The sequence below is a fragment of the Kribbella sp. NPDC050281 genome, from assembly GCF_040655855.1.
GTDB lineage: Bacteria > Actinomycetota > Actinomycetes > Propionibacteriales > Kribbellaceae > Kribbella.
This window is the reverse complement of the sequence record NZ_JBFAKS010000032.1, coordinates 14,884-35,994: the sequence shown is the minus strand read 5'-3', so window position 1 is coordinate 35,994 and position 21,111 is coordinate 14,884. Positions and strand designations below refer to the sequence as shown.

The 21,111-nt window shown below is 68.8% G+C and carries 23 protein-coding genes; 11 read left to right on the top strand and 12 right to left on the bottom strand.

The annotated features are described in order from the left end of the window. Positions 1-18: 18 nt before the first annotated feature. From AB0I34_RS29910 to AB0I34_RS29900, 3 genes are all read left to right on the top strand, one after another. On the top strand, positions 19-192 hold the full coding sequence (locus AB0I34_RS29910) for a hypothetical protein (protein ID WP_360451541.1): 174 nt from the start codon (positions 19-21) through the stop codon (positions 190-192). 16 nt (positions 193-208) lie between these two features. Beyond that, complete coding sequence (locus AB0I34_RS29905; protein WP_360451539.1) at positions 209-691, top strand: DUF4188 domain-containing protein; 483 nt, start codon at positions 209-211, stop codon at positions 689-691. A 100-nt stretch (positions 692-791) separates the two neighbouring features. Further along, positions 792-2,150 carry an MFS transporter gene (locus AB0I34_RS29900; RefSeq protein WP_360451537.1) on the top strand — a complete coding sequence of 453 codons (1,359 nt, stop codon included), beginning with the start codon at positions 792-794 and terminating at the stop codon, positions 2,148-2,150. Here the strand turns inward: AB0I34_RS29900 and AB0I34_RS29895 are convergent. The 4 genes from AB0I34_RS29895 to AB0I34_RS29880 all read right to left on the bottom strand — a co-directional run bounded on the left by AB0I34_RS29895 (position 2,052) and on the right by AB0I34_RS29880 (position 6,422). Next, a complete protein-coding gene (locus AB0I34_RS29895; RefSeq protein WP_360451535.1) occupies positions 2,052-3,239 on the bottom strand; it encodes an ABC transporter permease in 1,188 nt (395 codons plus the stop codon). The two genes, AB0I34_RS29900 and AB0I34_RS29895, sit on opposite strands and share 99 nt — an antisense overlap. 149 nt (positions 3,240-3,388) lie before the next feature. Further along, a complete protein-coding gene (locus AB0I34_RS29890) occupies positions 3,389-4,075 on the bottom strand; it encodes an ABC transporter ATP-binding protein (protein ID WP_360451533.1) in 687 nt (228 codons plus the stop codon). Further along, positions 4,072-5,367 carry a peptidoglycan-binding protein gene (locus AB0I34_RS29885; RefSeq protein ID WP_360451531.1) on the bottom strand — a complete coding sequence of 432 codons (1,296 nt, stop codon included), beginning with the start codon at positions 5,365-5,367 and terminating at the stop codon, positions 4,072-4,074. The genes AB0I34_RS29890 and AB0I34_RS29885 overlap by 4 nt, the downstream gene beginning before the upstream one ends. Then, positions 5,364-6,422, bottom strand: coding sequence for a hypothetical protein (locus AB0I34_RS29880; protein WP_360451529.1), 1,059 nt, complete (start codon positions 6,420-6,422; stop codon positions 5,364-5,366). The genes AB0I34_RS29885 and AB0I34_RS29880 overlap by 4 nt, the downstream gene beginning before the upstream one ends. 112 nt (positions 6,423-6,534) lie before the next feature. On the opposite strand from AB0I34_RS29880, the gene AB0I34_RS29875 reads away from it, so the two are divergent. Genes AB0I34_RS29875 through AB0I34_RS29855 form a run of 5 tightly spaced genes read left to right on the top strand, consistent with a single transcriptional unit; the run spans position 6,535 to position 9,923 of the window. Next, a complete protein-coding gene (locus AB0I34_RS29875; protein WP_360451527.1) occupies positions 6,535-7,248 on the top strand; it encodes a response regulator transcription factor in 714 nt (237 codons plus the stop codon). Then, positions 7,238-9,100, top strand: a complete 1,863-nt coding sequence (locus AB0I34_RS29870) for a HAMP domain-containing sensor histidine kinase (protein ID WP_360451525.1) — start codon at positions 7,238-7,240, stop codon at positions 9,098-9,100. The genes AB0I34_RS29875 and AB0I34_RS29870 overlap by 11 nt, the downstream gene beginning before the upstream one ends. A gap of 59 nt (positions 9,101-9,159) precedes the next feature. Beyond that, the gene (locus AB0I34_RS29865) at positions 9,160-9,531 is read left to right on the top strand and encodes an MmcQ/YjbR family DNA-binding protein (RefSeq protein ID WP_360451523.1); all 372 of its coding nucleotides are present in this window, start codon (positions 9,160-9,162) and stop codon (positions 9,529-9,531) included. Between the two features lie 24 nt (positions 9,532-9,555). Beyond that, complete coding sequence (locus AB0I34_RS29860) at positions 9,556-9,726, top strand: hypothetical protein (protein WP_360451521.1); 171 nt, start codon at positions 9,556-9,558, stop codon at positions 9,724-9,726. Next, on the top strand, positions 9,723-9,923 hold the full coding sequence (locus AB0I34_RS29855) for a hypothetical protein (protein ID WP_360451519.1): 201 nt from the start codon (positions 9,723-9,725) through the stop codon (positions 9,921-9,923). The genes AB0I34_RS29860 and AB0I34_RS29855 overlap by 4 nt, the downstream gene beginning before the upstream one ends. Here the strand turns inward: AB0I34_RS29855 and AB0I34_RS29850 are convergent. From AB0I34_RS29850 to AB0I34_RS29825, 6 genes are read right to left on the bottom strand one after another with little or no spacing between them, the layout of a single operon-like run. Then, the gene (locus AB0I34_RS29850; protein ID WP_360451517.1) at positions 9,910-10,866 is read right to left on the bottom strand and encodes an LLM class F420-dependent oxidoreductase; all 957 of its coding nucleotides are present in this window, start codon (positions 10,864-10,866) and stop codon (positions 9,910-9,912) included. The two genes, AB0I34_RS29855 and AB0I34_RS29850, sit on opposite strands and share 14 nt — an antisense overlap. 3 nt (positions 10,867-10,869) lie before the next feature. After that, positions 10,870-11,616 carry an SDR family oxidoreductase gene (locus tag AB0I34_RS29845; protein ID WP_360451515.1) on the bottom strand — a complete coding sequence of 249 codons (747 nt, stop codon included), beginning with the start codon at positions 11,614-11,616 and terminating at the stop codon, positions 10,870-10,872. A gap of 8 nt (positions 11,617-11,624) precedes the next feature. After that, positions 11,625-12,326 carry a histidine phosphatase family protein gene (locus AB0I34_RS29840; protein WP_360451513.1) on the bottom strand — a complete coding sequence of 234 codons (702 nt, stop codon included), beginning with the start codon at positions 12,324-12,326 and terminating at the stop codon, positions 11,625-11,627. Then, positions 12,293-13,342, bottom strand: coding sequence for a phosphotransferase family protein (locus tag AB0I34_RS29835; RefSeq protein WP_360451511.1), 1,050 nt, complete (start codon positions 13,340-13,342; stop codon positions 12,293-12,295). The genes AB0I34_RS29840 and AB0I34_RS29835 overlap by 34 nt, the downstream gene beginning before the upstream one ends. Then, positions 13,335-14,114, bottom strand: coding sequence for an SDR family NAD(P)-dependent oxidoreductase (locus tag AB0I34_RS29830; RefSeq protein ID WP_360451509.1), 780 nt, complete (start codon positions 14,112-14,114; stop codon positions 13,335-13,337). Before AB0I34_RS29830 ends, AB0I34_RS29835 begins: the two co-directional genes overlap by 8 nt. Continuing rightward, entirely contained in the window at positions 14,111-15,346 is a 1,236-nt protein-coding gene (locus AB0I34_RS29825; RefSeq protein ID WP_360451507.1) for an acyl-CoA dehydrogenase family protein, read from the bottom strand. Before AB0I34_RS29825 ends, AB0I34_RS29830 begins: the two co-directional genes overlap by 4 nt. 57 nt (positions 15,347-15,403) lie before the next feature. Here AB0I34_RS29825 and AB0I34_RS29820 point away from each other — a divergent pair, with 57 nt between their 5' ends. Beyond that, positions 15,404-15,991 carry a TetR/AcrR family transcriptional regulator gene (locus AB0I34_RS29820; protein ID WP_360451505.1) on the top strand — a complete coding sequence of 196 codons (588 nt, stop codon included), beginning with the start codon at positions 15,404-15,406 and terminating at the stop codon, positions 15,989-15,991. Between the two features lie 87 nt (positions 15,992-16,078). Beyond that, positions 16,079-17,983 (top strand): discoidin domain-containing protein, encoded by a 1,905-nt coding sequence (locus AB0I34_RS29815; RefSeq protein WP_360451503.1) that lies wholly within the window; start codon positions 16,079-16,081, stop codon positions 17,981-17,983. 5 nt (positions 17,984-17,988) lie between these two features. Here the strand turns inward: AB0I34_RS29815 and AB0I34_RS29810 are convergent, their stop codons facing one another. Then, complete coding sequence (locus tag AB0I34_RS29810; RefSeq protein WP_360451501.1) at positions 17,989-19,248, bottom strand: amidase; 1,260 nt, start codon at positions 19,246-19,248, stop codon at positions 17,989-17,991. Positions 19,249-19,271: 23 nt separating this feature from the next. Beyond that, a complete protein-coding gene (locus AB0I34_RS29805) occupies positions 19,272-20,273 on the bottom strand; it encodes a sigma-70 family RNA polymerase sigma factor (protein ID WP_360451499.1) in 1,002 nt (333 codons plus the stop codon). A 132-nt stretch (positions 20,274-20,405) separates the two neighbouring features. Here AB0I34_RS29805 and AB0I34_RS29800 point away from each other — a divergent pair, with 132 nt between their 5' ends. Then, entirely contained in the window at positions 20,406-20,990 is a 585-nt protein-coding gene (locus AB0I34_RS29800) for a dihydrofolate reductase family protein (RefSeq protein WP_360451497.1), read from the top strand. Positions 20,991-21,111: the final 121 nt, after the last annotated feature.

The following is a 21,111-nucleotide window of genomic DNA, read 5'->3' as shown; positions in this document are numbered from 1 at the left end:
CACCATAAGGTGATCGGTATGCACTACGTCCTGTTTCCGGGCGCCGCCTGTACGTCGTGGCACTGGCACCCGGTCACCGACGAACCGCGGCGCCGCGGCGCCGCGGTGACTCCGGTCGACCTGCCGTGCGATGACCCGGCGGCGATGGTGCTCGGGCATCCGGTGGCGCTGGTGGAGTATCTGCTGAGCTGAAGGGGAGGGGCCAGGGATGAGTGTGGTCGAGGGGCGGCAGACGGCCGCGTACGAGGGCGAGATCGTGGTGTTTCTGATCGGGTTCCGGATCAACTCGCTGCGCGCGCTCAAGGCGTGGTTGCCGGTGGGGAGGGCGATGAACCCGATGCTGCGGGAGTTGTCGAAGGATCCGGACAGCGGGCTGCTCGGGTTCCGGACGCTGCCGACGTGGCGCGGCGTGACGATGATCCAGTACTGGGAGTCGGTCGAGAAGCTGGAGGCGTTCGCCAATGACAGCAACCGGACGCACCGCCCGGCCTGGCTGGACTACTTCCGCACCTCGTTCAAGGGCGGCGGCGCCGGCATCTGGCATGAGACGTACATCGTCCCGGCCGGCAACACCGAGACCGTCTACGGCAACATGCCGCCCATCGGCCTCGGCAAGGTCGCCGGCGTGGTCCCGGTCGGCCAGCGCGGTGAGACAGCCGCCGAACGCCTGCACCGACCAGCCGACGACTGAACCGGGCAAGACTGAGCCGGGCAGGACTGAGCCGGGCAGGACTGAGCCGGGCAGGACTGAGCCGACCAGGCTCGACTGGCCCGGCGGTTACAGTGCAGGCGTGCGGTTCATCCGGGATCTTGGGACGCTGCTGCGGCGCCGCGACTTCCGGCGGCTGTTCGCGGTGCGGTTGACGTCGCAGTTCGGCGACGGGGTGTTCCAGGTCGCGCTGGCGTCGTACGTGCTGTTCTCGCCGGAGCGGGCGCCGGACGCCGGGGCGATCGCGGGGCTGTTCGCGGTGGCCTTGCTGCCGTACTCGATCCTCGGGCCGTTCACCGGCGTACTGCTGGACCGGTGGTCGCGGCGGCAGATCCTGTTCGGCGCCAACCTGACCCGGGCGGTCCTGGTCGTCGGCATCGGCGCCATCGTTGCAGTGGGCAACGCGGGCGTGCCGTTCTACCTGGCGGTCCTGCTCACCCTCGGCGTGAACAGGTTCCTGTTGTCGGGTCTGTCCGCCGGCCTCCCCCACGTGGTCGAGCGGGACGAGCTCGTGATGGCGAACGCCGTCACTCCGACCTCCGGTACGGCGTCCTTCCTCATCGGTGGCGGTGTCGGCGCAGGGGTCAAGCTGATCGTCGACTCGGATCTCGCCGTCCTCGCACTCACCGTGATCGTCTACCTGACCGCCGCGTTCCTCGCGCTCAGGCTGCGGCGCGACCAGCTCGGCCCGGACCTGACAGGTGACGAGCCCGGCGTGATCGAAGCCGTCCGCGGTATCGCCAAGGGACTCGTCGACGGCGGCCGGCATCTGCGACAGCGCAAGCAGGCTGCGCTCGGACTGGCCGCGATCGGCGCGCTGCGCTTCTTCTTCGGGCTCATCACCGTCGCGATGATCCTGCTGTACCGGAACTACTTCTACGGACCCGACCGGCTCGACGAGGCGTTCGGTGCGCTCGCCATCGCCACCGGCGCGGTCGGGGCCGGCTTGTTCATCGCCGCACTCGTCACGCCGTGGGCCACCCGGGTGATGACGCTGCGGCAGTGGATCACCTTGCTGTTCGTCGCTGCCGCCGTGGTCACCGCGATGCCCGGCGGCCTCTACACGCAGCCCGCGATCATCACCTTCGGCTTCCTCACCGGCTTCTGCGCGCAGGGCGTGAAGATCAGCGTCGACACCCTCGTCCAGACGGGTGTCGACGACGTCTATCGCGGCCGGGTGTTCTCCCTCTACGACATGATCTTCAACGTCGGGCAGGTCTCCGCGGCCGCACTCGGCGCGGTGATCCTGCCCGACAGCGGGAAGTCGTACGCGGTCCTCGCCTTCGTCGCCCTCGGCTTCGCCGTCACCGCCTTCGTCTACGCACGGCTCAGCCGGGACGGGTCAGGTGCCACGCAGGGCCGTGATCGGCTGGATGGCGGAGGCCTTCCAGGCGGGGTACGTGCCGGCGACCAGGCCGATGAACGCACCCAGCAGGGGTGAACCGAAGGCCAGCCGGTTGTCCAGGATCGGGGTCCAGTCGCGCACCCACGACACCCCGACAGTGAGCAGTACGCCGACCGCCGTACCGAGCAACCCGCCGAGGAAGCCGACGATCACGCTCTCGACCAGGAACTGGATCGCGACGTGCCGCCGCGCGGCTCCGAGGGCGCGGCGCAGGCCGATCTCGGAGATGCGTTCGAGCACCGACAGCAGCGTCACGTTCGCGATACCGAGGCCGCCGACGAGGAGTGCGACCGCTCCGAGCAGCAGGAACAGCGCATTCAAGTCCGACTCGACGCCCTTGCGGACCGCGCCCTGCTTCGGCGGCGCGTCGACCTTCAGCGTGCTCGGGTTGTTCGGCTGGATCGCGATCGGCGCCTGACCGGCGATCAGTTGCGCCGCGCCGACCTGGGTCCGGATCTCGACCGCGTCCGGCGATTCCAGGTCGTACGCCGCCTTGGCCGTACCGTTCGGCATGATCACCGCGTCGTTCAGCTCGGCCCGGCCGGTGACGGACTCGAGAATGCCGATGACCGTGTAGGGCTCGTCGCCGATGAAGACCGCCGGTTGCGCGTCGACCCGGTTGATGCCGAGCCGCTCGGCCGCATGCTTGCCGAGCACAACGACCTTGTCGCCGCGCTGGTCGTGACCGGCGTCGAAGAACCGTCCGGTGCCCAGTACGCCGCGGACCGCGTCGAACAGACCGGCGGACGCCGCCATCACCTGGAGCGCCTTGCCCTCGCCGCCGTTCACCCCGGCGACGTTGCGAACCAGGTCGTCGCCGATGTCGAGGTTGCTGACGGTCCCCACCGCGTCGACGCCGTTCAGCCGCTGGATCCGCTCCGGCGCGTCCCACGGCAACTGCGTCGCCGCCTCGCCTTCCTGCCCGCCCTTGTCGTCCGGCTGTACGACGACCCGCGTCGCCGCGGCCAGGTCGAACCGCTGAGTGATCTGCCCAGCCGCCGTCTGCCCGAGCCCCACAGTTCCAACCAAGGCGGCGATACCGAGCACAGTCCCGAGCGTGGTGAGAATCAGCCGTGTCGGCCGGGCGGCCACCCCGGCCAGCGCCTCGTCGAGCAGGTCCCGCACAGCGGGACGAGATCGAAGGCGCGACCGGCTGGGACGGGGCAAGCCCGCACGGCGGATGAGACCGGCGAGCGCCAGGCGGGGCCGCGGCCGCCGCGGCCCGCGCCTGGTGGTGGACGGCCCGCCGGCGGGATCCGGGGGGCCTGCTGGGGTTACCACTGGAGGGTTCCGTCGACGATGCGGACCTGGCGCTGGGCGCGGCGGCTGACGTGATCGTCGTGGGTGATGACGGCCAGCGTCATCCCCTCGTGGTGCAACTCGTCGAACACTGCGAGGATCGCCTCCGCGTTGGCGCTGTCCAGGTTTCCGGTCGGTTCGTCCGCGAGCAGCAGACTCGGCTCCGCGACGAGCGCTCGCGCGATCGCGACCCGTTGCCGCTCACCGCCCGAGAGCGTGGTCGGCGCGAAGTCCATCCGGTGCGCCAGACCGACCCGCTCCAACGCGACTCGCGCCCGGGCCAACCGCACGCGCCGCGGCACCCCGACGTACACCATCGAGAGTGCGACGTTCTCCAGCACGGTCCGGTGGTCGAGCAGGTGGAACGACTGGAACACGAACCCGATCCGTTCTCCTCGCAGTACGGCGCGACGCCGCTCCCGCAGGCTCATCGTGTCGACCCCGTCCAGCCGGTAGACGCCGCCGGTCGGGTTGTCGAGCAGCCCGAGCAGATGCAGCAGCGTCGACTTCCCCGATCCGGACGGCCCGACGATCGACAGGTACTCGCCCTGCCCGATGGTGAGGTCGACGTCCCGGATCGCCTGTACTTCGGGTGGACCGGGGAAGAATCGGCGTACGCCGATCATCTCGACCACCGGCGCCGGCAGAGCCACGGCGGTCATCGTCCGACCACCACCTGTTCGCCGTCGGCCAATGATGCGTCGCCACTCGGGCTGACCTGCGCGAACCCGTCGGCCGACAATCCGACCGTGACAGGCACGAGCTCGACCTTTCCGTCGCGCAGCACCTCGACCCGGGATCCGCCGTCCGAGCCGGCAGACAGGGCCGCGACCGGAACCGTGAGTACCTTGCCGTTCGTGCTCTTGACCGGGATCGTCACCCGGACGTTCGCGTCCCGCAGCTGCTCCAACTGCTTCGCCGTCAGCGTGTTGGGCCCGACCACGACGTCGTACTGCTCGCCGTTGCGGGTGACCCGGCGGACCTTCGCGGCGACCGACGTACCATCGCCGAGCGTCAGGCTCGCGGTCATGCCTGCCTTCAGCCGCTCCGCGGTCTGTGTGTCGACCTTGAGGGTGACGACCAGGGAGGCGCCGCTGGCCGACATGACCACGCCGTTCACGGTGCCGCCCCGCTCGACCTTCACGTCATCGACCCGGCGCGGCAGGGTCTTCACGTAGACCACCTCGGACACCGGCAGCGGGGTGCCGGCCTTCGACTGCGCATCGGCCAGCTCGTCCTCGGCGTCGTCCAGGTTCTCCTCCGCATCGTCGACCGCGCCCTGCTGAACGCTCACGTCGTTGGCCTTCGCGGCCTTGGCCTGCTTCAACGCAGCCTTGGCCTGGCGGAGCGCGTTCTTCGCCGCGTCGACCCCCTTCTCCGCGGCGTCGACCGCCTGGGTGAGCCGCTCGTCCGGTTCGGGAGCGTCGTACCCGGCCTCCTCGTACAGGCGCTCCACGGCCCGCGAGGTGCTGCCGTCGTACTCGTCGTCGACCGTGCCCGGGTCGAGGCCGAGCCGGTCGAGGGTCTGCTCGAGCTGGAGCACGTCCGGTCCCTTGCTGCCCGGCGTGAGCGTGCGGTACATCGGCAGTACGCCGGCCAGGCCGATCACCGGGCGGCCGGTGATCTCCAGCAGCGCCTTCCCCTCGGTGATGGTCGACCCGACCTTCGGCACCTTGCCGGTGACGATCGCCGGGGTGGTCAACCCGCTGGTCTCGACCCGGATGTTCACCGCGCCGTCGAACGACGCGTCACCCCGGCCGACCACCTTGCTGGACAGCGCCTTCTTCTCCACCGGCACGGTGATCTGGGAGGCCTTCGGTGCCGCGGTCTTCGCCGCCGCGTCCTCCGGTGAGGTGATCCGCGTGCCGGCCACGACGCCGACCCCGAGCGAGACGGCCGCCACCGTGGACACCCCGACCAGGACCCGGCGCCGCGACTTGGGCGATGCGGTCACCGGTTCGCCATTCCGTCGCGGTAGGCCTCCAGCTCGGCCTTGTGCTGGTCGACGAACTCCTTCTCCATCGCGTACTGCACCGTCTTGTACGACTCGTCGTACACCTTGGCGCGGCACTTCTGGTCGGCCACCGCGAGGTCGGTCTCGAACTTGCGCAGCTCGGACAGCTTGGCCGAGTCCACCTTGTCGAACGACGGCGGGCCGGTGATCGTCTTGCCCGCGCCCGACTTGGTCGGCGGCTGCGTGCCGGTCAGCTCGTTCAGCTTCTGCTCGACCTTCTGCCGCGGGTCGTCGATCTTGGTGAAGCCGGAGTGGCCCGCGTCGGCCAAGCAGCCGGCCCAGGCGGTCGTCGCGTCGACCACGCGCTGGTCGTCGTCGATCCGCTTCTGCAGCGCCTGGATGTCCTTGAACAGCGACTCGTACTCCTGGAACTCGGCCGCGCGGTCCTGGGACTTGCCGTAGACCTCCTCGACGGCCTTCCCGCGGCAGCCCAGGTCCTGCTTGCCGCTGTCGGCCGGGCCGCCGCCCTCCTTCGGTGCGATCACGACCGTGCCGTTGGCGGTCGCGTTCGGGCCGTTCAGGGCGGTGTCGTAGGCCTTCTTCGCCTTCGCCGACAGGGCGTTGCGGATCTTCGTGTTCGGGTCAGTGCCGTCGGCGGCCTTGGACCAGTCGATCGTGCTGATCCCGTAGCCGTACTGCTGGGCGAACTTGTCCGGCGGCAGGTTGAAGGCGTCGTTGAACTTGTTCTTCGGCTGCGACTCCGGCGGTACGGCGACGTACTCGAAACCGGCGTCCTTCATGCAGGCGACGGTGGCGTCCTCGACCTTGCGCTGCTTGGCCAGCTCCTCCTCGGACGACCCCTGCCCGCCGCCGGCCCGGATCGAGATCCGCATCCCGCCGCCACCGGAGCTCATGAACCCCTCACCCATGTACTCCGCGAGCGGGCTCTTGTCGCTGTCCTTCTGATCGCCGCTCGCGGCCGGAGCCTGGCCGCTCCCACAGCCGGCCAGCGCCAGGACCGCCACCAGGGCGAGTGCTTTCCGTGAGGTTCTCATGGCTGTGGAGCGTGCCGTCCGGCCGGTGAAGAACGTGTGAAGGAGCCATTTGCACCCGATGCTCTCAGTCGATCTTCATCGGATTCTCATGAATCTGGTTCACATTGAGGGCATGCCAGCGCGGATTCTCGTCGCCGAAGACGACCTGAAGCAGGCGGAGCTGATCCGGCGGTACCTCGAGCGGGAGGGGCACCTGACCGTCGTCGTGCACGACGGACGGGCCGCGATCGACGAGGCCCGCCGGCGCAGCCCTGATCTGCTGGTGCTCGACGTGATGATGCCGAAGGTCGACGGCCTGGACGTCTGCCGGGTACTACGGGCGGACCGTGACACTGGCGCAGAGGTGCCGATCATCATGCTCACGGCGCGCTCCACCGAGGACGACCTGCTGCTCGGCCTGGACCTCGGCGCCGACGACTACCTGACCAAGCCGTACAACCCGCGCGAACTGGTGGCCCGGGTGCGGACCGTACTGCGGCGCACCCGGAGCAAGGCCGAGGGTGAGGTGTACCGCGTCGGCGAACTGGAGATCGACCCGAGCCGGCACGAGGTCCGGCTGGCCGGTCGCCTGCTCGAGGTGACACCGGCCGAGTTCAAGATCCTGGCCTGCCTGGCCGCCTCACCCGGGCGGGCCTTCTCCCGGCAGCAGTTGCTGGAGCACGCGTTCGGGTTCGACCACTACGTCTTCGACCGGACCATCGACGTTCACGTGATGAACCTGCGCAAGAAGGTCGAGCCGTCGCCCGGCACACCGGCGTACCTGAAAACCGTGTACGGCGTGGGCTACAAACTGGCGGACAAGGTGGTGGCGTCGGATGCGTCGTAGTGTGCTGGTCCGCTTCCTCGGCCTGTCGCTCGCGGTCGCGCTCGGCGCGGTGATCGCGACCGCGGTGATCGCGACGTACAGCACCTCGGAGAAGCTCCAGGGCGAGATCGACGCGAACACCGGCCAGTTGCAGGTCGACGGCGAGATCTTCGGCACCCTGTCCGACTACGCGGCCAACCACCCGACCTGGGCCGGTGTCGACCGAGAGGTCCACCGGCTCGCGGACCAGCTCGGGCGACGGGTCGCGCTGACCGAGCCGGACGGCACCGTCATCGCCGACTCGGCCCGCATGCTCGGTGCCGGGCCGGCGCTCCCGTCAGTGCCGGCGGCAACCATCGACGCACGAAGCCAGGGCGGCGGCTTCGCGTACACCGGAGCGGTGAGCGCTGTCGCGTTCCGCAAGGCCGCGGTGGTGATGGCAGGCCAGGCGATCACCAGCAAGCCGTCCGCGCCGCTCCCACCGATGTACTTCGGCTGGGGAATGACCGACGAGGAGTCGCGCGCACGCGATCGGCTCGCGGACAAGGCCGCCGCTTGCTATCAGGCCGAAGGCAAGAGCACCGTGGTGTCGAAAATGCAGGGCACGCCCCAGGTGATGGTCGAGTCGGACCGGTCGGTCGACGGCGTCAGCATGATGCAGTTCGCCAAGCCCGGCCAGGAGGCCAAGGACAAGTGCGTGCCGGCCGGGCTGAATGCGCCGAGCGCGAAGGCCAAGGTGGTCAACGATGACGAGGTCCGCCGGTCGACCGAGTGCCTGGACAAGGCCGGCGAGACGTACACGATCGCCGCCGAGAACGGCCTTCGGATGGTGCTGCCGGACAACAAGACCGATGTCACACCGACGTTCGCCAACTGTACGACGGAGGCCCGCACACAGGCCCTGACGCCGTACGTCGCTCCGGAGGCAAAGCTCTACCTGGGTGCGAAGAGCACGTTCAACGTGTTCTCCGGTGAGGGCATGCTGCGGACCGCGGCGACCGCGCTCGGCGTACTGCTGATCGCGGCGCTGGTGATGGTCTTCGCCGGGCGCCGGCTGGTCCGTCCGATCGTGGCGCTGACCGGAGCGGCCCAGCGGATGCGGAACGGCGACCATGCGGCTCGGGTCCCGGTGACCGGGAAGGACGAGGTGGCCCGGCTCGGGCACGCGTTCAACGCGATGGCCGAGTCGATCCAGCAGCACGACCACCAGCGCAAGGCCATGGTCAGCGATGTCGCCCATGAACTGCGGACCCCACTGGCCAATATCAAGGGCTACCTGGTTGCGTCCGAGGACGGCGTCGTACCGCTGGATCGTGAGCTGGTGACGTCGTTGCTGGAGGAGACCGGACTGCTCGAGCATCTGGTCGCCGACCTGCAGGATCTGGCGCTCGCGGACGCGGGCATGCTCCGGCTGCACCGCGCTCCGCGCGACCTGTCCGAGCTGGCGCAGCAGGTGGTGTCGGCACATCGACCGGCCGCGGAGACCGCCGGCGTATCGCTGACGGCCGACGTACCCGAGTCGGCTCCGGCCTCGATCGACAGCGCCCGGATCCGCCAGGCACTCGGCAACCTGGTCTCGAACGCGATCCGCTTCACGCCGTCCGGCGGCCAGGTCGTGCTCGGCGTACGACGTGTTGCCGACGGCTACGACCTGACCGTCACCGACAACGGCAGCGGGATCGCGGACGAGCACCTGCCACACTTGTTCGACCGGTTCTACCGCGCTGAGCAGTCCCGCAACCGGACGACCGGCGGCAGCGGCCTGGGTCTCGCGATCACCAAACACCTCGCCGAAGCACACGGCGGCCGCATCACCGTCACCAGCCGCCCCGGCGACGGATCGGTCTTCACGATCTGGGTCCCGGCTGGTTAACTCGGCCTGTGGCGGGCCGGAAAGCGCGAGTGGCGGATGTGCATGAGGTTGCCTTGGGGATGCCGCACGTCACCGTCTGGAAGAAGGACACCGACAGCGAACGCCCGGTGTACCAGGTCGGCGGGAAGTCGTTCGTGTTCTTCCGGACGGCGCGACCGGATGCGTTCGACCCGGACACAGGCGAGCGGTACGACGACGTGATCGTGTTCTGGGTGGAGTCCCAGGACGACAAGCTCGCGCTGGTGGCGGACGAGTCGAACCCGTTCTTCACCACCCCGCACTTCGACGGCCACCCCTCGGTCCTCGTCCGGGCGAGCCGGATCGGCGAGCTCACCAAGCAGGAACTGACCGAGATCGTCCAAGACGCCTGGCTCGCCCAGGCCTCCAACCGCCGCGCCACCACCTGGCTCGCCGACCATCGGCTGAGCTGACCTCCCGACTGCCAAACTGAGCAGGTGAGCTACCCACCGGGCGGACCGGCCGCGCCCAACTACGGACAACCACCGCGCAAGAACCGAGCCGGTCTGATCATCACCCTGCTCGTGGCGCTCCTGGTCGGGGTCCTGATCACGGGCGGCGTCCTCGTCGTCAGGCCGCGTTGGCCTGTCGGAGCGCGAAGCAGGTGATCCCCTTCCTCATGCAGCAGTACCTGAAGCCGCCGACCAGGCTCACCACAGCGACGACCCCGATCGGTCAGCGGATCACGTTCGTCGTCCAACTGTCGGGCATCACCAAAGGCGCGACGGTGTCGGGCATCGTCGTGATCCAGCAGCTTGCGCCGGAGCCGACCTGCGTCCGCGCCTTCTCGGTCACCCCAGGCTGAGCGGCGCGAGGGCGCGGGCGGTGTCGAGGAGGTCGGTGCCAGTCGGCAAGGTTGCGATGATCGGGGTGTCCAGGCCGTTGGCGACGTACCGGGCGATGTGCTCGCGGCACTCGTCCGGGGTGCCGTGGACGATCAGGTCGTCCAGGACCTCGACCGGTACGGCGGCCATCGCGGCGTTCCGGTCGCCCGTGGCCCAGGCCTCGCGCATCTCCTTCATCGCGGCGCCCCGGCCGAGCCAGTCGTGGAAGGCGGCGTACCCCGGCACGGTCAGGTAGGTCGCGATCAGGAAGCGGCCGATGTTGCGCGCCATCTCCGCGTCCTCGGTGACGCAGACGAAGATCCGCGCGGCCAGTTCCTTGTCCGGGCCCAGCTCGGCCCGCACCTGGCGTACGTCGTCGGCCGACAACCAGTTGGTGATCGCGCCGTCCGCCTCCCGCGCGGCCAACTTCAGCATCTGCGGACGCAGCGCCGCGAGCATGATCGCCGGCGGCACGTCCGGCGCCTTCTCCAGGCGGAACCGCTGGATGGTGAAGCTGTCGAACTCCCCGTCCACCCGCTCCCCGGCGAACGCCTGCCGCAGGAACCGCAGTACGTCGCGGGTCCGGGCCAGCGGCGGGTCGTACGCGATCCCGTTCCAGCCGGTCACGATGGTCTCCGACGACGCCCCGATCCCGAGCACGAACCGCCCCGGCGCCAGCTCCGCGAGCGCGGCCGCGCTCATCGCCAACGCAGCAGGCCCCCGCGTGTGCACAGGTACGACGGCAGTCCCCAGCCGCAACCGGTCATCCCACTCGGACGCCAGCACGAGCGGGGTGAACGCGTCCGCGCCGGCCACCTCGGCCGACCACAGATCGGTATAGCCCAGCGACGCCAGCTCGGCGACCAGCGGCCGATGGTCGCGCAGCGGCACCCCGGTCAACGGAACGGTCAGACCCCAACGCATCAGTCAGATCATCCTCTTCAGCAACGGCAGTGGTGCGTACCGCATCACCCGGGCGAGCGGGCTCCACGGCCACGGCGGCACGTACGCCGTCGCCTTCTCGGCCTCGATCGCCGCGACGATCGCACGGACGCCGGGAACAGTGTCGACGATCAGCGGGGTGTTCGCGACATGCTCGTTCATCTCCGAGCGGATGTACCCGGGGAAGATCGTGCTGACCTTGATCGGCTTGCGGAGCAGCTCCAACCGGAGCCCTTCGGCCAGCGCGGCGACACCGGCCTTCGTCGCGGCGTACGTCGTGACTGTCTTCGGCAGCCCGCGCACCGCCGAGACGGACGAGATGAACACGAGGTGCCCGGCGTTCCGTGCCCGGAACAGCTCCATCGCCGCCTCGGCCTGGGCGAGTGCGCCGACGAAGTTGGTCTCCGCGGTCTGCAGGTTCGCGTCGAACCGCCCGGTGCCCAGCGGTGCGCCCTTTCCGAGGCCCGCGTTCACGATGACCCGGTCGAGTCCGCCGAGCTCGGCATCTGCCTTCCGGAACACCTCGAAGACCTGCTCGTGATCGGTGACATCGAGCTTGTGGATCACCACGGTCAGCCCGGGATGCCGCTCGGTCAGCTCGGCCCGGAGCGCCTCCAGCCGGTCCTCGCGCCGCGCGGTGAGCGCGAGGTTGTGGCCTTTGGCGGCGAACTGCCGGGCCATCTCCTCCCCCAGCCCGGCACTGGCGCCGGTGATCAAGATGTTGCGTCTCATCGGGAGCCCTATCTGTAGGAGAGCAACTCGCTGCCGTCGAGATGCCCGTGCTCGTTGTAGCTCACCACAGTCAGTCCGCTCCGGCCGGACACGACCTTGGTAATCGCGGTGTTGATCGTGATCGGGTTGAGCCGTGACCACAGCTCATCGCTACCGGACAGCAGCCGGCTCACCACGGCCGCGATCGGACCGCCCGACGTGAAGACCACAGCAGTCTCGCCCTTGCCCAGTCGCTCGGCGGTACGTCGTACTGCGGCTTCGGACCGGTCACAGAAGGCGCGGAACGTCTCGGTGTAGCCGTCACCGCCTTCGACCCAGCGCTGGGTTGCGGCGGTGAACATCTGCTGGAAGGCACGTTCGGGGTGGCCTGTCCGGGTGAGGTCGGCCAGCATCACCGCACGTCGCTTGTAGGCGGGCTTGTGCGCCACGATCAGCTCGGTGTGATCGAACTCGTCGAAGCCCTTGTCCTCTTCCGCGGTCGCTTCGGCGAGCGCGAGCGCCGCGGTCTGGGCGTGGCGCCGCATCGAACCACGCAGCACGAGATCCGCGGTCACCCCGCGAGCGAGCAGAGCCTTGCCGAGCACGATCGCCTGTTGCTCGCCCTGGGGCGAGAGCTGGTCGTAGTCGGTCCGGCGGAAGGACGCCTGGGCGTGCCGGACGAGGTAGATGACGGCCATCAGGCTCGCCGCATGATCCGGCGGCAGCGCCACTCGAGCAGGTTGACCGGCCGCCACATGGTCTTGAACCGCGGGTTGTGGGTCTGCTTGTGGTGGTAGCGGTAGTAGATCTGCTGCGCGATCACGGCCAGCCGGAACAACCCGAACACCTCGTAGAAGGCCCAGTTCTCCGATTTCAGTCCGGACCGCTCGGCGTAGTACGCGACGATCTCGTCCCGCGTCAGCATGCCGGGTACGTCGGAAGGCTGCAGGCGGAACCGGCGGAACGCCCAGTCGTCGTCCGCCTGGACCCAGTACGCCATCGCGCTGCCGAGATCCATCAACGGGTCACCGAGGGTCGCGAGCTCCCAGTCGAGAACGCCGACCACCCGGAGCGGGTCGTCCGGCGCCAGCACCACGTTGTCGAGGCGGAAGTCGTTGTGGATGACGCAGGTACGGACGTCGGCCGGTTGGTTCTCGGCCAGCCAGGCCATGACGCGCTCGTAGCTCGGCACGTTCCAGGTCTTGGCCTTGCGGTACCGATCCGACCAGCCCTTGACCTGGCGTTCGACGTACCCCGCGCCTCGGCCGAGGTCGGCCAGGCCGGCGGCCCCGGCATCGACGGCGTGCAGCTCCACCAGGGTGTCGATCAGCGTGTAGCCGAGCTGCCGGGTCTGGTCGGCGGTCAGGTCGACGCCGAGCGCGGACGTCCGCGGGATCGTGCCCACGATTCGCTCCATCACATAGAACTCGGAACCGATCACCGCGTCGTCGTTGCAGTGGGCAACCATGGTCGGGACGTACGGGAAGACCGGTTTGAGACCGGACTGGATCCGGTACTCGCGGCCCATGTCGTGCGCGCCCTTCGCCTTGGTCCCGGCCGGCGGGCGGCGCAGGATCAGGTCGTGGCCGTCGTACTGCAAGAGATAGGTCAGGTTGGACGCACCGCCGGAGAACTGCTTGACCTCCGGCAGCCCGGTCGGCAACTCGGTCTGCTGCCGGAGCCAGCGGTCCACCGCCGGTACGTCGAAGGCGTCTTCCTCGCGGACCGCCCGCGCGCCATCACCCACGGGCGGCGGCCTCGGCGCGCTCGCGGGCCCGGGCGGCGATCTTGCGCATCTGCCGGTTGTACAGCGGCCGGGCGAACCGCTTGGTCCGCCACGCCATCAGCGCCGGCCGGTCCGGGATGATCAGGAACTGCTTCTTCTTGATCCCCGTGATCACCCCGGCCGCGATGTCGTCCGCCGTACGCGGAGACTTCTCGATCAGCTGCCGCGCCGTCGCGCCCATGGCGGTGTCCTCGCCCTGGATCGAGTCGCCGAGATTCGTCCGGAAGAACGACGGGCAGACGACGGAGACGTTGACGCCGTACGGATGCAGCTCGTGCGACAGCGTCTCCGAGAGCGCGACGACACCGGCCTTGACCGTGTTGTACGAGCTCATCATCGGTGGGTGAACCAGACCGGCCGCGGACGCGGTGTTGACGATGTGACCGGAGCGCTGCCGCTTGAAGACCGGCGTGAACGCACGACAGCCGCGGACGACACCCATCAGGTTGATGTCGACGACCCGGTCCCACTCGTCCAGCGTCTCGACGTCGATCCGGCCGCCGGTGGCGATCCCGGCGTTGTTCACCAGGATGTCCAGGCCGCCCCAGTTCTGCTCGCACCACTCGACCGCCGCGGCCCAGTCCTCGGAGCTGCGGACGTTCAGCCGCAGATAGTCCTTGGGCCCGTCGTCGGCGACGTCCGTACACAGCACCTGGTGGCCGTCGGCAACGAACCGGGCGACCAGCGCGGCGCCGAGCCCGCTGGCGCCGCCGGTGACGAGGACGCGGCTCACTTGACCTCCCGGGGCAGGTACGACGCCAGTTCGAGCCTGGCGATGACTCCACGGTGCACCTCGTCGGGGCCGTCCGCCAGCCGCAACGCCCGCGCACTCGTCCACGCGGCCGCGAGCGGGAAGTCGTCCGACAGCCCGCCGCCACCGTGCAACTGGATCGCCATGTCGATCACGTCCTGCGCCATCCGCGGCACCGCGACCTTGATCTGGCTCACCTCGCTCAGCGCACCCGCCAGCCCTTCGGTGTCCAGCAGGTACGCCGTCTGCAGCACGAGCAACCGGGCCTGGTTGATCGCGATCCGGGCGTCGGCGATCCGCTCGCGGTTGCCGCCCAGGTTGACGATCGGCTTGCCGAACGCGGTCCGGGTGGTGCCGCGCTCCAGCGCGAGCTCGAGCGCCATCTCCGCCAGGCCGATCAAGCGCATGCAGTGGTGAACGCGGCCCGGACCCAGCCGCCCCTGCGCGATCTCGAACGCCCGTCCGGGCCCGACCAGGATGTTCGACGCCGGCACGCGGACATCGGTGAACGACACTTCGCCGTGGCCGTGCGGCTCGTCGTACCGGTGCATCGTCGGGAGCAGGCGCTCGACCTTCACACCAGGGGTGTCCCGCGGGACCAGCACCATCGTGTGCCGCGCGTACCGAGGGGCGTCCGGGTCCGTGAGGCCCATGAAGATCAGGAGCTGGCAGTCCGGGTGACCGACGCCGGTGCTCCACCACTTGCGGCCGTTGATGACGACCTCGTCGCCCTCGATGACCGCGGTCGCCGCCATGTTGGTGGCGTCCGCCGACGCGACGCCCGGCTCGGTCATACAGAACGCCGACCGGATCGCGCCGTCGAGCAGTGGCTCCAGCCACTGCTTCTTCTGCTCGGCGTCGCCGTACCGGAGCAGCACTTCCATGTTGCCGGTGTCGGGCGCGTTGCAGTTGAACACGTACGGCGCCATGAACGACCGGCCGGTGAGCTCGGCGATCGGGGCGTAGTCCAGGTTCGGCAGGCCCTCGCCGTATTGCTCGTTGCCGGGCTCGGCCGGCGGGAGGAAGAGATTCCAGAGTCCCTGCTTGCGGGCCTTCGCCTGCAGCTCCGCGAAGACAGGCTGCGGCTGCCACGGATCGGCGGCCGCCCGGGTGGCGGCCTGCATCTCCGCCTCGACCGGCTCGATCTCGGTCCGGATGAACTCCGCTACCCGGCCGATCAGCTCACTCGCCCGGGCGGAAGGTTCGAATCCCATCAAGACTCCTTCAGGTCGCCTTGACCGTAGCTCAGCGCCTAAGCAATGCTCAATAGCATGGATCACCGACTGACAGCGGAGGACCGCAAGAAGCAACTGGTCCGGATCGGGCTGATGATGCTGCGCACCCAGCCGATCCACGAGCTGTCGATCGACGCGATCGCCGGGCAGGCCGGTATCTCCCGCAGCCTGCTGTTCCACTACTTCCCGAGTAAGCGCGACTACTACGTCGCCGTGATCTCAGCCGCCGGCCGCCGCCTCCTGCGCGTCACCAAGCCGGACGACTCCCTCCCGCCCGACGAGCAACTGCACGAGATGCTGATCCAGTTCGTCGCGTTCATCACCCGCCGGCGCACGGCGTACATCTCCTTCGTCCGGGGCGCCGCCGGCGGTGACGACTACGCCGTCAAGGTGTACGACGAGACCCGCGCCGGCCTGACCAAGCGCGTCCTGACATACCTGGGCCTCCCCGAGGTCGCGGAGTCACCGGCCTCGAGCGAGTACACCCGGGTTCACGCCTGGCTCGCGTACACCGAAGACCTCGCCATCGAATGGTCCGGCCTCCCGGAGAAAGACCGCCAGTCAACCGACAAAGAACTGGTCACCCACGCCATAGAAGCCCTCCATTTGTTGCGGAAGCTGTAAGCCGAACCGCCGCACTCTTGACAGACCCCACACCCGAGCGTTGTCTGAGGGCCGCTCGTGGGAGTCGGGGTCGACGTAAGGAGTGCGATGAGGACGCAGGCATTCGGGGTTGCGCTGGCGCTGGCCGTGAGTTCGCTGACCGTTCCCGCCGCCGAGGCCCAGCCCTCGACCAGTCAGGCGCGGGTTTGGGTGACGACTCCGGATCGGGTGGAGCTGCTGCATGAGCGGGCCCCGGTTGCGTTCCAGCGCGGGGCCAGCGATCTGACCACGATCACGGTCGACCCACGGACGTCGTACCAGACGATGGATGGCTTCGGCGCCTCGATCACTGACTCGTCCGCGAACGTGCTGTACCGGCTCAGCCCGCAGGACCGCGAGCAGACGATGCGCAAGCTGTTCGACCCGAAGCAGGGCATCGGCGTCAGCTTCCTGCGCCAACCGGTCGGGTCGTCCGACTTCACCGCCGAGGCCGAGCACTACACGTACGACGACGTACCGGCGGGCCAGACCGACCTCGCGCTGAAGCAGTTCAGCATCGCGCACGACCAGCAACAGGTACTCCCGCTGCTCCGCCGCGCAAAGCAGCTCAACCCCACGCTGAAGGTGATGGCGACCCCGTGGAGCCCGCCGGCGTGGATGAAGACCGGCGACTCGCTCGTCGGCGGCCGGTTGAAGGACGACCCCGCGGTGTACGACGCCTATGCGCGGTACCTGGTGAAGTTCGTCCAGGCGTATGCCAAGGCCGGCGTACCGGTCGACTTCATCTCCGTGCAGAACGAGCCGCAGAACCGCAAGCCCAGCGCGTACCCCGGCACGGACATGCCCGTCCGTCAGGAGGCCGCGGTGATCTCGGCGCTCGGACCGCTGCTCCACAAGGCGAGTCCGCGGACGAAGATCCTCGGCTACGACCACAACTGGACCACGCACCCCGGCGACATCGAGTCCACACCGCCCGGCGAAGACCCGGAGACCGACTACCCGTACAAGCTGCTGCAGACACCGGCGGCGAGGTGGATCGCGGGTACGGCGTACCACTGCTACTCCGGTGACGCCTCGGCCCAGACCGCACTGCACAACGCGTTCCCGTCGAAGGGGATCTGGTTCAGCGAGTGCTCCGGATCGCACGGGCCGGACGACACCCCGCCGCAGATCTTCCGCGGCACGCTCACCTGGCACGCGCGCAACCTGATGCTCGGCACCACCCGCAACTGGGCGAAGTCGGTGGTCAACTGGAACATCGCGCTCGACTCGACCGGCGGCCCGCACCTCGGCGGCTGCGACACCTGCACCGGCCTGGTCACGCTGCAGCCGGACGGCACGGTCACGACCGATGCGGAGTACTACACGATCGGCCACCTGTCGAAGTTCGTGAAGACGGGTGCGGTCCGGATCGGCAGTACGTCGTACGGGACGACCGGGTGGAACGGGCAGCTGATGTCCGCGGCCTTCCGCAACCCGGACGGTACGACGGCGCTCGTCGTACACAACGAGAACGACGACCCCCGGAGCTTCGCGGTGGCGGTCGGTGACAAGTCCTTCGAGTACGAGCTGCCGGGTGGCGCGATCGCGACGTTCACCTGGGGAGGCGTGTCGGCGGACGTGCCGCAGCCTGTCTCACTCAAGGGCGCGACGGCGACTGCATCGGTGAACGGCGCCGAGGCCGGTAGGGCGATCGACGCCGACGGCTCGACGGTGTGGACGAGCAAGGAGGCACAGGCTCCGGGTCAATCGGTGCAGGTGGACCTGGGCTCGCCTCGGGTCTTCCGCCAGCTTGCCCTCGACAGCGGCGGCCAACTCGGCGACTTCGCCGCCACCTGGAACGTTGCCGTAAGCAACGACGGCACCCACTGGTCCAAGCCGATCACCGGCAACTCAACCGGCCAGCTGACGACCGTCACCCTGCACCCGACCCTCGCCAGGTACATCCGCCTGACCTCAACCTCCACCAGCGACCACTGGTGGACCCTCGCCGACCTCCGCCTCTACCGCTGACCCTGCTACGACAGTTGGGATTCGATCCAGCGGGCTGTGGTGGCGGCTTGGTTGTTGGTGGTGGCGATCAGCTGGAGGCCGACCGGGAGGCCGTTGGTCGGGAGGGGGAGGCTGATGGCTGGGTGTTTGGTGAGGTTGGCGAGGCGGGTGTTCTTGAGTAGCTGGGACCGGATCGCCTTGCTGCCTTCGGGTGTGGCGGCGTCGGCGATCAGGGGCGCCGTGCAGAGAACGGTCGGAGTGAGTACGGCGTCCACCCGTGCGAGGACGCGCTCCATCTCGGCCGTGATCTCGATCGCTCTGGACCGGGCAGCGTCGTACTCCGAGGGCGTGACCTCAGCCGCCTCGTGGAGCCGCTCCTGCACGTCGGTTTGGTACTGCGCCATCGACCGTCCAGCATGATTCGCCACCGCCTCGGGGCCCTGGATCTGAGCGGCAGTAGTAAAGCTGTCTCGCCAATCGGGCAACTCGACGTCTACCAACTCCACGCCCGCCGCCGAGAGACGACCCAGCGCGGCGGCCCACGCCGCACCAACCTCGTCAGTGAACTCGAGGTACTCCGGATTGGTCACCACACCAAGCCGCGTCGGCCGGGCGGCGACAAACGCGGTGTCAGAAAGTACAGATAGTGCATAGACCGCATCGGCAACAGTCGAGGTCAGTACGCCGACGTGGTCAAGGCTCTGCGACAACGGGAAGACCCGGTCGGCCGGCAGCGTCCCGTACGCCGGTTTGAAGCCGACCACTCCGCACAACGCCGCGGGGATCCGCACCGACCCCGCCGTATCCGTCCCGATCGCCAAAGGAACCACCCCAGCCGCAACCGCAGCACCGGCGCCCGCGCTGGACCCACCCGTCATCCGCGACGGGTCATGCGGATTGCGGCAAGGCCCGAGGCGATTCGACGTACCCGTGCAGCCGTACGCGAACTCGTGCGTGTGACTCAGCCCGATGACGATCGCACCGGCCGCCCGCAACCGGCGTACGACGTCAGCGTCCTGCTGCCCGACCTCGTCCATCGACGCCGACCCGCAACGGTACGGCCATCCCTCGACTTCGACGATCTCCTTCATCAGAACCGGCACACCCGCGAGCGCGCCAGTCCGGTCGTGACGTGCTGCGCGCTGTAAGGATCCATCGGCGTCGAGGTGGACGACAGCGTTCGTCTCAGCCGTCTCCTCGGCCCGGATCAGCGCGGTCCGGACCAGCTCAACAGGATCCACCTTGCCGGCCCTGACATCGGCCGCGATCTCCTCCAGCGATTGCACGCTCTCATCACACCACGTCGGCCCTATCCCAAGTCCCGCGGTCCGGGCAGTGATCGGGGCAGTCCGAACGACGGGAACACACTGTTCTCGAACCGGGTCATGGCGCAGATCCGGTCACCGGCAACAGTCAGGACGAGCAGCCCGGTGCCATGGCGGACGCCGGTCGGAGCGTGCAGATAGATCCCGAACGCCGGCTGCCTGTTGGCCCGGGTCGGTACGAGATCGAACCTGCGTCCCGTGCCGAACAAGTCGGAACAGAAGCGGCCCACGACGTCCCGGCCCTGGTACTCGAGCGGCAGCGGCGGCATCGACATGAACACGTCGTCCGTCAGCAGGTCCACCAGCGCAGCGATGTCGGCTGCTTCGTACGCGCTGACGAACTTGGCCACGAGCGCATCGTCGGCAGGCGACCCTGCGACGGCAGAGTCCGGCCGCCGTTGTTGCAGGCCGGCGCGCGCCCGCTTGAGGGCGCTCTTGACCGAGTCGACGGTCGTGTCCAGCATGTCGGCCGTCTCCCGCGCGTGGAATCCGAGGACGTCGCGCAGGACGAGTACGGCCAGCTGACGTGGCGGCAGCAGTTGCAGCGCAGTCACGAAAGCCAGCGAGATGGACTCGGTCTGCTCGTAGCGGGCCTCCGGGCCGAGCGGCAGGTTGACCGCATCCTCGAGAAGCTCGTCCGGGTACGGCTCGAGCCAGGCGACTTCGCCGAGCCGGGTCGGCTCGGGCGGTTCGATACCGGGGATGTCCCACTCCTTGGCCGGACGCCGACTGGCCGAGCGCAGCGCACTGAGGCATCTGTTGGTCGCGATCCGGTAGAGCCAGGTGCGGATCGAGGCGCGGCCCTCGAACGTGCCGAGACCTCGCCAGGCCGACAACAGGGTGTCCTGAAGGGCGTCCTCGGCATCCTGGAACGAACCGAGCATCCGGTAGCAGTGCACGTGTAACTCGCGGCGGTGCGGTTCGGTCAACGCCCGGAACGCGTCGCCGTCCCCGCCCCGCGCCCTGCTGATCAGGTCTGCTCTCATCGACTCCACTCTCGCCCTCGCTGGTCCTTCCACTCTCTACAGACGCCGGCCGAGTCCCGAAAGGGGCGCCCCCTTCTTCGCCGGCGCCGCGTCTGCACCAGTCGTAGCGACAAATCGACGAAGGAGCATGACATGGGAAAGATCGTCGTCAGCGAGAACATCTCGGTCGACGGAGTCATCGAGGACGCGACCGGAGACGAGGGCCTCGGGCGCGGCAGCTGGTTCACCTGGATCACCGACCGCGACCGCGAAGAGTGGGCCAAGGCTGAAATCGCGGAGGCGCTGGGAGCCGACGCGCTGCTGATGGGGCGACGTACGTACCACTGGTTCATCGCACGCGGCTGGACAACCCGCACCGACGTCTGGGCGAACCGGCTGGCCGCGGTGCCGAAGTACGTCGTCTCGTCCTCACCCCTCGAGGGTCCCGACTGGAGCAACTCGACAGTCCTGAAGGGTGACGTGGTGGAGCAGGTCGCGGCGCTGAAGCAACAGGTGGACGGGGAGATCGTGGTCTACGGCAGCGGCAGCCTCGTGCCCACGCTGATCGAGCACGACCTCGTCGACGAACTGCGGTTGATGACCTACCCGATCGTGGTCGGGGCCGGCGGACGGCTCTTCGGCGAGACCAGTCTCGTGAAGCCCCTGCGCCTCATCGAAACCCGCACGATCGGAAGCGGCATCGCCCTCCTCACCTACCAACCCGTCCGAGACGCCTAGCCGGCCTCGCGGCAGCTCCCGCTCATCAGAGCACGTCGAGCGTGGAGCTGTCCCTGGCAGTCCTCACGCTTGTCCGTCGCGCCTGAGAGGAAACGGAAACAGCAGCGTCATGCCAGGTTGC